This is a genomic window from Rhodanobacter sp. FW510-R10, from assembly GCF_058781105.1.
Map to the genome: position 1 here is coordinate 1,732,480 of NZ_JBYSWL010000001.1, position 13,025 is coordinate 1,745,504.

The window sequence follows — 13,025 nt, forward strand, 5'->3', positions numbered from 1 at the left end:
CTTGCCTAGCTTTCACAAACGTGAAGGCTGACAATGGGAGAGCGTCATGACCGTGCATGAAGAACAAGCCGGGCTGATCCTGCTGATCGAGGACAACAGGCATATTGCTGAAATGGTCGGGGAGTTCCTGGAAGATCAGGGCTATTCCGTGGACTATGCCGCGGATGGCGTGAGCGGCCTGCATTTGGCGGTGGCCAACAGCTACGATGTGATCGTGCTGGATTTGATGCTGCCCGGCCTGGACGGGCTCGAAGTGTGTCGCAAATTGCGCCGTGAAGCGAAGAGCGCCACGCCGGTATTGATGCTGACCGCACGCGACACACTGGAAGACAAGCTGGTGGGCCTGGAAGCCGGTGCCGACGATTATCTGGTCAAGCCTTTCGAGGTGCGCGAGCTCGAAGCGCGTCTGCGCGCCTTGATCCGCCGCGATCGGCGCCAGGTTTCGGCCGGGCTGCTTACTGTGGGCGACATGAGCCTGGACACGGCCACGCTACGCCTGACCCGGGGCGGCCAGGAGCTGACCGTATCGCCGATCGGCCTGAAGCTACTGGTGATCCTGATGCGTGAGTCGCCGCGAGTGGTGAGTCGGCGTGATATTGAACGCGAGATCTGGGGCGACATGCTGCCCGATTCCGATACTTTGCGCTCGCACCTGTACAACCTGCGCCGGGTCATTGACAAACCTTTCGCCCGACCTTTGCTACATACCATCCATTCGGCAGGTTATCGGCTGGCGGACCTCGATGCGGAGGCTGTGGCCACCGCGGAAGCCGTCTGAACTTGGGCGGGGAGCGTGATGCACAAAGCGCGCGCGAAATGGACGCTCCATCGCACCGGCTTCCTGGTCCGCAGCGCCTGTGTCTTCATACTGTCGATGGTGGCCGTGGCCAGCGTGAGCTTGCTTGGGATTCGCGGGCAGGCTCCTACGTTCGTGGTCATCGGGGTCATCGTGCTTACCACCGGCTTGGGATGGCTCGCGGTCACGCGCGAGTGGCAAGCCGTGCGCGAGCTGGCGGTGGCGGTTGGACACTGGGGAGGCAGGCCACCGGATACGGTGGCGCTGAGCCTGGATTCCCTGTCGCGGTCGACCGACCCCGACATTGCCGCGCTGGCCGGCGGGGTGCATGCGCTGGCGACGCGCATCGTGGACAGTGCCCAGCGGGAACACCAGTTCACCCGCGACGTCAGTCATGAGCTGCGCAGCCCGCTCACGGTGGTGAAGATGTCGGTGGACCGCTTGCTGGGCTCTTCGCAGCTTGGGGTCGAGGACTTGCGTGCGGTGCGCAACATCCGCCAAGCCAGCCTGGAACTGGAGGTCATGGTGGAGGCCTTGCTGGCGCTGGCCCGTGGGCCCGACTTGCGGGTGGGCGAGGAGCGCTTCGTGGCCAACGAAGTGGTGCGCGGGGTCGTGGCGAACGCGCGCGAGCGCCTGTCCGACTGGCCGGTGGAGCTCCGGCTGGAGGAGTCGGCACGTTTCGCCCTGGAAGGCTCGGCCCGGGGTTTCGCGGCGTTGTGCGGACAGCTGATCCGCAACGCGTACCAGCAGACCGATACCGGCTTGATCGAGATTCACCTGAGCCCGCAGATGCTCAGCGTAAGCAATTCAGTCGCCGTCGCGGTGGCAGAGGCAACGAGGGCGCACCACGCGCACGTGGCAAGCCGGCACGGTTTCGAGCTGAGCATTGCGCACCGCATCAGCGACCGCTTTGCCTGGCCGCTGGAGCTGGACAACCAAGGCGACGAATTACGCAATGTCGCGCGTATCAGTTTTCCCCGCTCGTTCCCACCCGAGGCCGCCGATGCCCCGCTGCAAAACCAGCGGAGCGTGGCAAATTGGAAATAGAAGGGGACGTGGCGAATCAAGCAGTAACTTATAGCCCGTCCCCTTTATTTGACCTTTATTTCAGGGCGACGGTGAAGGCACAGCCGGTCTTGGCTTGCACGGCCTCCACGCTCACGCCGTCATTGAGCTCGATGAGGGTGAGGCCGCGGCCCTTGTCGACTTTGAACACGCACAGGTCGGTGATGATGAGATCCACCACCTGTTTGCCGGTGAGCGGCAGGTCGCAGGCTTCCTTGATCTTCGGCGAGCCGTCCTTCGCACAGTGCTCCATCAGCACCACCACGCGCTTGACGCCGCTGACCAGGTCCATGGCGCCGCCCGGGCCCTTCACCATCTTGCCCGGCACCATCCAGTTCGCCAGATCACCGGTGGCGGACACTTCCAGGCCGCCCAGGATCGACAGGTCGATGTGGCCGCCGCGAATCATGGCGAACGAATCGGCGCTGGAGAAGAACGAGGAGCCCGGCAGCGTGGTGATGGTCTGCTTGCCGGCGTTGATCAGGTCCGGGTCGAGCTGCTCCTCGGTGGGGAACGGACCGATGCCGAGCAGGCCGTTCTCCGACTGCAGGGTGACGTTCACCCCGGCCGGGATGTAGTTGGCCACCATGGTGGGGATGCCGATTCCCAGGTTTACGTAGTAGCCGTCCTTGAGCTCCCGCGCGGCACGCTTGGCCATCCCCACGCGCGTCGGGTTTTCCTTGCCCGCTGGCACGCCGGCCAGGGTGCGGAACTCGATGCGCTTCTCGAACTTTTCACCCTGCACGATGCGGTCGACGTAGATGCCGGGCACGTGGATGTTGTTCGGGTCGAGCTGGCCCACCGGCACCAGATGCTCGACCTCGGCCACGCAGGCCTTGCCGCAGGTGGCAATCATCGGGTTGAAGTTGCGCGCGGTCTCGCGGAACACCAGGTTGCCATGAGCATCACCCTTCCATGCCTTGACGATCGACAGGTCCGCGTGCAGCGCCTCTTCGAGCACGTATTCCCTGCCACCGAATGTCTTGATTTCCTTGCCTTCGGCGAGCTTGGTGCCAAATGCGGTACGTGTATAGAAACCCGGGATGCCGGCGCCGCCGGCACGCAGCTTTTCGGCCAGCGTGCCCTGCGGGATGAGATGCAAGTCCAGCTCGCCGGCAAGTGTCTGGCGCTCGAATTCCTTGTTCTCGCCCACGTACGAGGCATAGACGCGCTTGACCTGGTGCGTCTTCAGCAGCGGCCCCATGCCGAAGTCGTCCACGCCGGCGTTGTTGCCGATGATGGTGAGGTCCTTGGTGCCGGCGGCGAGCAGCGCGCCAATCAGGTTTTCTGGGATGCCACACAGGCCGAAGCCGCCAGCGGCGATCGTCATGCCATCGAACAACAGGCCCTCCAGGGCCTTGGCAGCGCTGGGGTGAACCTTGTTCATGGCATGTCGTCCTGTGCGAAGAATCAACCTCGAAGGATACGCCAGATCGGTTGGGACGGCCTTTCCGGCTCAGCCCACGGCAAGGTAGCTGCGCTGGAAATGCACGGGCTTTTGCATCGAGGGCGGCTTCCAGGTGCAGTCGAGGGTCAGGTGCTGGCCGTCGGCGGAGCGCACCCAATCCTGTTGCAGCTCGCCACCCCCGGCGTAGCGGATGGTGATGTGCACTGCGTTCGGCTCGGCCTGGCCTTCCACCATGGCGTCGCCGTCGAGCGATTGCCGGGCGTGGCCGTCGAGCCGGACGTCGAGCCGTTCGCCGTTGTCGAGCTGGACCTCAACGGACTGCGCTCGTTCCTGCACCAGCAGCACCGAGTCCCGCTGTAGCAGAGGCGGCAGGGCGAACCGGGTTTGCGCTTGCGCGGCCTGGCCGGAATCCGGCTTCTGGCTGGCGGAGTCGCCACCGCGATGACGGCCGTGGCTTTCGCCGCCCATCCCGCCATGCCCTATCCCGCCACCACCCATGTGATGGCCGCCCATGCCGCCGCCGTAAAGGCCCGCATGCGCGCTCGTGCCGGACGACGCAGTGGTGCGGTCAGCCGGCAGCCGCGCCGCGGGCTGCTCGCGGCGCGCTTCGGTGCGCAGCAGGGTGGTGAGCGTGGCGGCGTTGGCGCTGTGCTGATCGTCCAGGCGCCACGCGCCGGAGAAGTCGGGCGTGGCCGCCTGCGCCGGTGCCGCGGCGAGCGCGAAGCCGCAGACAACCAGCAGCGCGCCGCGTCGCAGGATCGAACTTGACGGAAAGGGAGAGGCGGGACCATGCACGGTCGGATCGGAATCGCCGGTTCAACACCCTTATACGCGCGAGCCTTCCCCTCGGTTGACAGCACCTTATTTCCGTCCTTACCGCGTTCGCGCGCTCCTGTCCGGAACGTTTCCGGAATCGCCTTTGCCTCATCCACGGTATCGCCCCAGGGTGCCGGAACACTGCCCGGAATTGGCGGGACTGTGTCGGATTACGCGGGGTGCCCACAGCCCCGTAGGGTGCATAGAAGATCGCACGGAAGGCTTTGCAGTCCGGCAGCGGTACCGCGAAAGCTCGCCTAGCGCAGCTTTTGCAGTTGCGCAGGAGTGAGTTCGCCGCTGATGCCGCGGCGGCTGCCGTCGGCGCGGATGAGCAGCACGCGAGGGGTCTCGCCACCCCATTGCGGATCGAGCAGGAAATTCAGGCGCTCCGGCGTGGCCTCGGTGTAGGCGTAGGCGGGATAGTTGGCGACGTTCGCCTTGCGCAGCCGCGCCATGATCGCCGCGCGCTCGGCGACGGGATCGGTGGCCACGGTGACCAGCTCGAAATCGCCGGGATGCGCGCGCTGCAGCGTGGCCAATGCCTCCAGGTTGGGTTCGCAATAGGCGCAGTCGAGTGCCCACAGGGCGAGGAGGCGCGCGCCATGGGCCGGTGGCGCGATCAACGCCGCGACGCCACTGGCGCCGAGCGAGCGGAGGCCCGCGGCTGGTTGCGCCGGCACGCCTTTCTTCAATGCCTGCGACGACGGTGCGTTGTCCGTGGCTGCCTGGGCCGCTGTCGCGGGGGGCCTGGCGAGTCGGACGTCAGATGCAACCGGCCATGCCGTGCCGGAACAAGCCCAGCACGCCAGCACGGCGGCAATCACGATTGGCATGCGTCTCATGGCGCGGCCGGGACCAGGCGGAAGCCGTCCATGCTGTTCCAGGCCGCGAACGCCTTGCCGTCCTTGACCAGCAATTGCGGCGAGCCCACGGCCTTGGCGCTGCGCGCGATCGCGCGCGGCGCGTCGAAGTGCAGGCCGTCGTCGTCGGAACGGCGCAGCATCAGGGCGTAGCCATCCGCGCCCACCTGGTTCCAGGCAATCCACACCGTGTGTCCGCTGACGGCGACGTCGGCGTGGCTGGCGCCGGCGTTGCCGACTTCCAGGGTATGCCGTGGCGCATGCCCCGGATCGAGCTGGCCGTACCAGATGGTCGGCTTGCCGTTGGCCTCGAACCATACCGCGTGGCGGATGCCGTCGCTGCCGATCGCCAAGCCTGGCCCGTGGTGCGGGCAGGCGGCGATGTGCCAGCCGTCAAACGTGGCTTGTTCGATCTTGCTGGCGTTGCCGTTGGTGCGCAGCACGGCATAGGCGTGGTCGCGGATGTTGTCGCCGCGGATATTGCGGAAGAACGCGGCGACGCTGCCGTCCGGCGCACGAGCGAGCGCGATGCGGCAGCACTCGCAGCTCTGGTCGAGCAGTTTGTGGTCGGCGACAAAGCTGGCGCCATCATCGGTCGACCAGGTGTAGTAGATCGCCGCGCCAAGATAGGGCTGTCCATGTGCCTTGGCAGCTTCCTGGTCGCGCTTGTCGATCCAGGCGATGACGATGCGGCCCCGGCTGTCGACCGCCAGCGCATCGAAGCGGTGGGTGATTTCGGCGCGGTCGTGCTGCACGGTCAGCGGCGCGCTGAAGTGGGCGCCGTGGTCGAGCGACCGCGAAAAGCGCACGAAGCCGGTGTAGAGCTTGGCGCGTGGCTGCGACCAGCTCACGTAGATCTCGTCGTGTGGCCCGAAGGCGATCTTGGGTCGGTTCTCGCCCTCGTCGTAAATGCGCTCCGGCGTCGGGTTGACGATGACCGGTGGCCCGAGCGTGGCACCGTCGTCGGTGGACGTACGGACGCGGACATGGCCATTCACGGCGTCGACCACCCAGAGCCGACCATGGCTGTCGAAGGCGGCGCTGGCGCCGAGTGCCGGCGCGTGGTTCTTGCCCATCTGCATTTGCATGCCCTCGTGCGCCAGCGCCGTACTGGCGAGCAGGCACAGCAGGATGATCAACAGCTGCCGCATGGTGTCGTGTTACCTCGGGTGGATGGATTGGGAGTGCAGGGTGTTGTGGGTTGTCGCAGTACGCTGGCGTCGCCGGTGTGGTTCGCGCGGTTGGACAGCATAGGCGCCAGCGCAGACCCGGGCAGGCGGCAGATTGCCGCAAGCGCATCGGGCCAGCGTCGCAACTCTGGTTACGCTGCCGCGGCACAACATCGGATGCAAGCGGCGCCGCTTTGGTTCCGCGCCAGTGACGGCCAGTAACGTCGGAGCGTCTGGTTGTAGAAGTCCGTTTGCGACCGTGGGGAGTCACCTGTAGGCCGCTGATGCCCGTAAACCGGGGTCAGTCGTCGTTGTCCGGGCGCTCGCGCACGGGATGTTTGTTCAACTTGCGCTGCAGCGTGCGGCGATGCATGCCAAGCCGGCGCGCGGTGGCGGAGATGTTGCCGTCGCACTCGGTGAGCACGCGCTGGATGTGTTCCCACTCGATACGGCGTAAGGCGAGCGGCTGCTCCGGCGCGTCGGGTGGGTCGAGGTCGGGATTGTCGTCCTCGTCGTCCAGCAACGCGCGGACGATGGCGTCGGCATCCACCGGCTTGGCCAGGTAATCGTGGGCGCCGCGCTTGATGGCTTCGACGGCCGTGGCGATCGAAGCGTAGCCGGTCAGCAGCAGGATACTCAGGTCAGGCACCAGGTTGCGCAGATCAGGAATCAGCGCCAGGCCGTTCTCCTCGCCCAGTTTCAAGTCCAGCACGCAGTAGCGCGGATGGGTGCGGCGGGCGAGCGCACGGGCCTCGGCAAAGCTGCTGGCGCTGACCACCTCGAAGCCGCGCGAGGTCAACGCGCGGGTCAGCACGCGGACGAAGGTCTCGTCGTCGTCGACCAGCAACAGCGGGCGCGTGGACGGAGCAGATGGCGTATCAGTCATTGCAAGGCATCCTTGGATTCGACAGGCTTGGTGTTCGCCTGGGGGCGTTGCACCACTGTAATGGGCTGGCAGGCGGGACGCAGGTGTCCATCATGGCGCGGCAACTGCCAGCATGGGCAGACGCAGGCAGACTTCGGCGCCTTGCGCGGTGTCGTCGGTCACCAGCTCGCCGTTGAGCCGCTCCGCTGTGGCTTCGGCGAGCGCCAGTCCAAGCCCAAGCCCGGCTTGTTTGCGCGAGTGCCCAAGCCGCGTCGGTGCCATGCTTTGGCCGAAGCCGGGACCTTGGTCGCGCACGCACAACTGGAGCCAGGCGTGGTCGCGCGACACTTCGAGGATCACCACGTTGGAGTTGCGGCTGCCGGAAGCATCGACGGCGTTGTTGAGCAGATTGATCAGCGCGTGACGCAAGCCAGGCGGGACGCGCAGTACCAGGTTTGCGGTCTCGGGTTCGAGGTTCACGGTCAGCGCGGCGTCGGGGCGCAGCAGCTGGAAGCGCTCCACACAACTGTGGATGAAGTCCTGGGTACTGAGCTGCTGCGGGACCTGCGAGAGTTGCGCTTTGCCGAAGGCCACCATCTCGCGCAGGATGGTACGGCAGCGCTCGACCTGGCCGGAGAGCAGCTTGAGATCCTCGACCAGGGCCGCGTCACCGGCCCGCTCGCGGCACAGTTCGGGCAGCAAGGTGCGCATGGTCGATAGCGGCGTGTTGAGCTCGTGCGCCGCCCCGGCGGCCTGCGTGGCAATGGCCAGGATGCCCTCGTCGCGCAGCGCACGTTCGCGCACGCGCTGTACTTCGGTTTGTTGCACGCGCAGGGCGTGCGCCAGCCGGTTGATGAAGAAACCGAGCAGCACGGCGGTGATCACGAAGTTCACGCCCATGCCGACGATATGCAGCGTGTAGCGGCCGGCGAACGCGACGTGCAGCGGCACCGGCAGCGGCAGGTACCAATGCAGCAGCACCAGGTAGGCAAAGCCGACCAGCGCGCACACCAGCAGGATCGCGCGTACCGGGAGCGCCGCGGCGCTCAGGGCGATAGGAATCAACAACAAGGTGATGAACGGATTGCTTGCGCCGCCGGTCAGGTACAGCAGGTAGCCGAGCACCGCGGTATCCACGCCGATATGGACGATCGTTTCCCATTCGCGCAATGGCCAAGGCCGGCGCAGGCGCCACGCGGCAAAGACGGCAAATACCGCCAGCAACCCAATGCCGGCGAGCAAGGCCAGCAGGGGCAGCTCGAGCCCCAGCCAGGCAGCACAGAACATCACCGTCGCCGTCTGGCCGGCGATGGCGCACAGGCGCAGCCAGGCGAGAGCCTGGGCCAGCGCAAACGGGCCGGAATGCTGCCGTGCGAAGGCGGGAGTCATGCGTATACTTTAGCGGCAAAGGTAAAGGGTAAAGGGGTAAAGAGGGCGGGGCTGTGAGTTGCTATTTGCAACCCATCCCCTTTACGGCCATTCGTCGCAAGAAGGGGCGAGCACATGTCGGCAACAGGGTTCCGTGGGCCGCGCCAGGTGTGGGGCGCTCTATGCTGGTCCCTGCGCGGTCTGCGCGCAGCCTGGCGCCACGAGGCTTCGTTCCGGCTCGAGGTGATCTTGGCGATCATCTTGATTCCCGCCGGACTGTGGCTTGGCGATGGCGCGTTGGAAAAATTGGCCTTGGTCGTGCCCGTGGTGCTGGTCCTGGCCGCCGAGCTGATCAATTCGGCAGTGGAGGCGATCGTGGACCTGGTCAGCCCCGGACATAACGAGCTGGCCGGGCGCGCCAAGGACCTGGGGTCGGCTGCGGTCTTCGTGCTGATGCTGCTGGTCGTGCTGAGCTGGGTGCTAGTAAAGGGGTGAAGGGACGGCCCTGCAAGTAGCAACATACGGCCCCGTCCCTTTTACGTTACCCGCTAAACTGCCCCCTTTGCCCACCGCAGAGCTTGTTGCAATGAGCCATCCCTTTGTCGTCCACATCGATCCCGTGGCGTTCCACCTCGGCCCGGTTCAGGTGCATTGGTATGGTTTGATGTACCTGCTGGCATTCTTCCTGGTGGCCGTGCTGGGGGAGTACCGGCGCCGCCGAGGGCGTCTGCCAGTGGGCCGCGAAGCGTTGAGCGACCTGCTGTTCTACGGCATGTTGGGGGTCATCGTCGGCGGTCGCGTGTGGTACATGCTGTTCTACTACGCCGGCGGCCCGAGCTGGATCTGGCATGAGCCGCTGGCGTTGTTCAAGGTGTGGGATGGCGGCATGAGCTTCCATGGTGGCCTGCTCGGCGTGCTGGCCGCCGGCTGGTACTGGTCGCGCCGGCAGCAGCTGCATTTCTTCGACACCATCGATTTCGTCGCGCCGCTGGTGCCGCTGGGGCTCGGCCTGGGCCGGCTCGGCAATTTCATCAATGGCGAGCTGTGGGGCAAGCCCACCAATTTGCCGTGGGGCATGGTCTACCCGAATGCGCATGCCGATGACCTGGCCTACGTCGCCAGCCATCCGGCGCTGGTGCCGCAAATGCAGGAACTCGGTGGCCTGGTGCGGCAGCCTTCGGAGCTGTACGAGATGCTGCTCGAGGGACTGGTGCTGTTCGCGGTGCTGTGGCTGGTGTCGCTGCGGCCACGGCCGCGCTACCTGGTGTCGGGATTGTTTGCGCTGCTATACGGATGTTTCCGCATTGCGATCGAGTTCGTGCGCCTGCCGGACCCGCAGCTCGGCTACCTGGCGTTTGGCTGGGTCACCATGGGGCAGCTGCAATCCTTGCCCCTGGTGGTGATTGGCGTGTGGCTGATCTGGCTGTCGCGGCGCGCGCCGACCCTGCCGCTGGCCAAGGCCGGCGTGGAGCGCTGAGGCATGCGCGTCTATCTCGACTTGCTGCGTGAGGTGCTGGAGCACGGCAACCCGAAGGGCGATCGCACCGGCACCGGCACGCACAGCCTGTTTGGCCGCCAGCTACGCTTCGACCTCGAAGCCGGGTTCCCGTTGCTGACGACGAAGAAGCTGCACTGGAAGTCCATCGTGCACGAGTTGCTGTGGTTCCTGCGCGGCGACACCAACATCGCTTACCTCAAGGCGAATGGCGTCGGCATCTGGGACGAGTGGGCCGATGCGGACGGTGAACTGGGCCCGATCTATGGCCGCCAGTGGCGTGCCTGGGCCACGGCCGACGGCACGAGCATCGACCAGCTGGCCTGGGTGCTGGCCGAGATCAAGCGCAATCCGGATTCGCGGCGCCTGGTGGTCAGCGCCTGGAACGTCGGCGAGCTCGCGCAGATGGCGCTGCAGCCCTGCCATGCGTTGTTCCAGTTCTACGTTGCCGGGGGCCGGCTGAGCTGCCAGCTCTACCAGCGTTCGGCCGACATCTTCCTCGGCGTGCCGTTCAACATCGCAAGCTACGCCTTGCTCACGCATATGGTGGCGCAGGAATGTGGCTTGGGTGTCGGTGACTTTGTGCACACGCTCGGGGACGTCCACCTGTACGACAATCACCTGGAGCAGGCGCGCGAGCAATTGCGGCGCACGCCGCGGCCCTTGCCGCGCCTGCGCCTGAACCCGGAGGTGCGCTCGGTGCTGGATTTCCGCTACGCGGATGTGACGCTCGATGGTTACGATCCTTACCCTGCCATCAAGGCGCCGGTGGCCGTATAGCCGTCGTCCTGCTGCCGCGGGTGCAGCGTCCATAGTATCGTGTGAGTCCGTTCCTTGAGTGGAGTATCCATGGCCATTTCGCTGATCGCGGCGCTCGACCAGAACTACGCCATTGGGCATGGCAACCAGCTGCCGTGGCACCTGCCTGACGATCTGCGCAGGTTCAAGGAGCTCACGCTCGGCAAGCCCGTGCTCATGGGCTACAACACCGCCCTGTCCATTGGACGTGCCCTGCCGGATCGGGTGAACATCGTGCTCACCCGGCGGCACGAGGCGCCGTACCCCGGGCAACGCACCGTGCGCTCGCTGGATGAGGCGATGGGCGGCGAAGAAGACATTGACTTGATGGTGATTGGCGGCGCGATGGTATTTGCCGAAGCCTTGCCGCGCGCCAGGCGCATGTACCTGACCTGGGTGGCAACGGTGATCGAGAGCGCGGATCGGTTTTTCCCCAACGTGGCGTTCCGCGATTGGGCCGAGCTGAGCCGCGTGCATCACCCGGCCGACGCGCGCCATGCCCACGCCTTTGACACGGTCGAATACCTGCGCAAGACATGACCCCCGGCAAAGCCTCGCCCCCGTCATTGCCCAACCTCGTCATTCCCGCGTAGGCGGGAATCCAGGGCCTTTCGACACTCCGTCTTCGTCATTCCCGCGTAGGCGGGAATCCGGGGCCTTTCGACACTCCGTCTTCGTCATTCCCGCGAAAGCGGGAGTCCAGGGCCTTTCGATGCCACTGGATTCCCGCTTTCGCGGGAATGACGAGTGAAGGGTCGCGGGAATGACGAGTGAAGGGTCGCGGGAATGACGAGTGAGGATCTGCAGGAATGGGGACGGGGGCTGGATTCCCGCCTGACCGTCGTTGCTGGTGTGAGGCTACCTGCGGGGATGACGGCGGGGCGGCCGCCCTTCCGCCAGCGCGAGGTAGCGCTCATGCAGCGCTGCCACCTTCCCGGCCAGGTCGGCTTCGCCCTCGCTGTTGTCGAGGACGTCGTCGGCGACGGCCAGGCGCTCGGTGCGGCCGACTTGCTGCGCCAGCATGCGCCGTGCGAGTTCCGTGTCGATCCGGTCGCGCACGAGGAGGCGTTCCATGCGCAACGCCTCGGGGGCGTCGACGACCAGGATGCGGTCGATCCAGTGGTAGTCCGGCAGGTGCTCCACCAGCAGCGGGATGGCCAGCACGCCGTAGCTGGCGGCGGTCGCCCGCGTGCGTTCGAGCAGCCACTGCCGGACGCGTGGGTGGATGATGGATTCCAGCACCCGGCGCGCCGACGGGTCGGCAAACACGCGCTCGCGCATCGCGCCGCGGTCGAGGTTGCCTGTGGCGTCCAGCGCGCCAGCGCCGAAGTGCTCGATGATCTCCTGCAGGCCGGCGCTGCCTGGCGCGATCACTTCGCGCGCGGCCACGTCGGCGTCGTGCACCGGTACGCCGAGGGCAGCAAAGTGCCTGGCGACCGCACTCTTGCCTGCGGCAATACCGCCCGTCAGGCCGACGATCAGCGCCGGCCCGCTCATGCTAGCCCGGCGAGCCGCAGATAGCCGCGCAGCAGCACGTCGCCGGCCACCAGCCACACCCAGCCGGCGGCGGCGAGGAAAGGGCCGAACGGCATGGGAATCTGGGCCTGATGCCGGCGTGCCAGGATCATGCCGCCGCCGACCAGGGCGCCAATCAGCGAGGACAGCAGGATCACCGGCAGCAAGGCGAGCGGCCCCATCCAGGCGCCGAGCGCGGCCAGCAGCTTGAAATCACCATAGCCCATGCCTTCCTTGCCGGTCAGCAGCTTGAACAGCCAATACACGGCCCACAGGCTGAGGTAGCCGATGGCCGCGCCAAGGATAGCCGCCGGCGCGTCGACGAAGAGCGGAACCGACGCCAGGATCAAGCCGAGCCACAGCAGCGGCAAGGTCAGCTGGTCCGGCAGCAACTGGGTGCGCACGTCGATGCCGGCGCAGGCGATGAGCGTCCAGGTCAGCGCCAGTGCACCGGCCGCCGCCCAAGTAGGCCCAAATTTCCATACCACGATGGCGCTGAGCACGCCGCACAGCAACTCCACCAGCGGGTATTGCACGGAGATGCGCGTGCCGCAGTAGCGGCAACGCCCGCGCAACATGATCCAGCTCAGCAGCGGGATGTTGTCCAGCGCCGACAGGCGGTGCTGGCAGTGCGGGCAATGCGATGGCTCGCGCACGATGCCAGGTGGCAGCGGCGCGTCGTCCGGCTCCAGTTGCAACAGCTCGCGCGCCTCGCGCTGCCACGCGGCTGCCATGCGTGTCGGCACGCGCAGAATCACCACATTGAGGAAACTGCCGATCAGCAGGCCGAACACACCGGCCAGGGCGATCCATGCGGCGAGCGGAAGTTCAGGCATGTGCGAACCTTATAACCCCTCCCCCGGTGGGGGA

At 66.2% G+C, this 13,025-nt stretch carries 14 protein-coding genes; 6 read left to right on the forward strand and 8 right to left on the reverse strand.

Features of this window, described 5'->3' with window-relative positions:
* Positions 1-46: 46 nt before the first annotated feature.
* Both AC3WJB_RS07410 and AC3WJB_RS07415 read left to right on the forward strand, forming a co-directional pair.
* A complete protein-coding gene (locus AC3WJB_RS07410; RefSeq protein ID WP_492680173.1) occupies positions 47-778 on the forward strand; it encodes a response regulator transcription factor in 732 nt (243 codons plus the stop codon).
* Positions 779-796: 18 nt separating this feature from the next.
* A complete protein-coding gene (locus tag AC3WJB_RS07415) occupies positions 797-1,843 on the forward strand; it encodes a sensor histidine kinase (protein ID WP_492680175.1) in 1,047 nt (348 codons plus the stop codon).
* Positions 1,844-1,898: 55 nt separating this feature from the next.
* Here the strand turns inward: AC3WJB_RS07415 and AC3WJB_RS07420 are convergent, their stop codons facing one another.
* The 6 genes from AC3WJB_RS07420 to AC3WJB_RS07445 form a co-directional block, all read right to left on the reverse strand.
* Positions 1,899-3,248: a 3-oxoacid CoA-transferase gene (locus AC3WJB_RS07420; RefSeq protein WP_492680177.1), complete on the reverse strand. Its 1,350-nt coding sequence runs from the start codon at positions 3,246-3,248 to the stop codon at positions 1,899-1,901.
* A gap of 69 nt (positions 3,249-3,317) precedes the next feature.
* Positions 3,318-4,064, reverse strand: coding sequence for a hypothetical protein (locus AC3WJB_RS07425; RefSeq protein ID WP_492680179.1), 747 nt, complete (start codon positions 4,062-4,064; stop codon positions 3,318-3,320).
* A 278-nt stretch (positions 4,065-4,342) separates the two neighbouring features.
* Entirely contained in the window at positions 4,343-4,927 is a 585-nt protein-coding gene (locus tag AC3WJB_RS07430) for a thioredoxin domain-containing protein (RefSeq protein ID WP_492680181.1), read from the reverse strand.
* Positions 4,924-6,096: a sialidase family protein gene (locus AC3WJB_RS07435; RefSeq protein ID WP_492680183.1), complete on the reverse strand. Its 1,173-nt coding sequence runs from the start codon at positions 6,094-6,096 to the stop codon at positions 4,924-4,926. The genes AC3WJB_RS07430 and AC3WJB_RS07435 overlap by 4 nt, the downstream gene beginning before the upstream one ends.
* A gap of 319 nt (positions 6,097-6,415) precedes the next feature.
* Positions 6,416-7,000 carry a response regulator transcription factor gene (locus AC3WJB_RS07440; protein ID WP_492680185.1) on the reverse strand — a complete coding sequence of 195 codons (585 nt, stop codon included), beginning with the start codon at positions 6,998-7,000 and terminating at the stop codon, positions 6,416-6,418.
* A gap of 90 nt (positions 7,001-7,090) precedes the next feature.
* A complete protein-coding gene (locus tag AC3WJB_RS07445; RefSeq protein WP_492680187.1) occupies positions 7,091-8,368 on the reverse strand; it encodes an ATP-binding protein in 1,278 nt (425 codons plus the stop codon).
* Between the two features lie 114 nt (positions 8,369-8,482).
* Here AC3WJB_RS07445 and AC3WJB_RS07450 point away from each other — a divergent pair, with 114 nt between their 5' ends.
* The 4 genes from AC3WJB_RS07450 (at position 8,483) to AC3WJB_RS07465 (ending at position 11,180) form a co-directional block, all read left to right on the forward strand.
* Positions 8,483-8,842 carry a diacylglycerol kinase gene (locus AC3WJB_RS07450; protein ID WP_492680189.1) on the forward strand — a complete coding sequence of 120 codons (360 nt, stop codon included), beginning with the start codon at positions 8,483-8,485 and terminating at the stop codon, positions 8,840-8,842.
* Positions 8,843-8,933: 91 nt separating this feature from the next.
* Entirely contained in the window at positions 8,934-9,824 is an 891-nt protein-coding gene (gene lgt, locus AC3WJB_RS07455) for a prolipoprotein diacylglyceryl transferase (RefSeq protein WP_492680191.1), read from the forward strand.
* 3 nt (positions 9,825-9,827) lie between these two features.
* Positions 9,828-10,622 (forward strand): thymidylate synthase, encoded by a 795-nt coding sequence (locus AC3WJB_RS07460; protein WP_492680193.1) that lies wholly within the window; start codon positions 9,828-9,830, stop codon positions 10,620-10,622.
* A 69-nt stretch (positions 10,623-10,691) separates the two neighbouring features.
* Entirely contained in the window at positions 10,692-11,180 is a 489-nt protein-coding gene (locus AC3WJB_RS07465; RefSeq protein ID WP_492680195.1) for a dihydrofolate reductase, read from the forward strand.
* Positions 11,181-11,498: 318 nt separating this feature from the next.
* Here AC3WJB_RS07465 and coaE read toward each other — a convergent pair whose 3' ends face one another.
* Both coaE and AC3WJB_RS07475 read right to left on the reverse strand, forming a co-directional pair.
* Positions 11,499-12,137, reverse strand: a complete 639-nt coding sequence (gene coaE, locus AC3WJB_RS07470; RefSeq protein WP_492680197.1) for a dephospho-CoA kinase — start codon at positions 12,135-12,137, stop codon at positions 11,499-11,501.
* Positions 12,134-12,991 carry a prepilin peptidase gene (locus AC3WJB_RS07475; protein ID WP_492680199.1) on the reverse strand — a complete coding sequence of 286 codons (858 nt, stop codon included), beginning with the start codon at positions 12,989-12,991 and terminating at the stop codon, positions 12,134-12,136. The genes coaE and AC3WJB_RS07475 overlap by 4 nt, the downstream gene beginning before the upstream one ends.
* Positions 12,992-13,025: the final 34 nt, after the last annotated feature.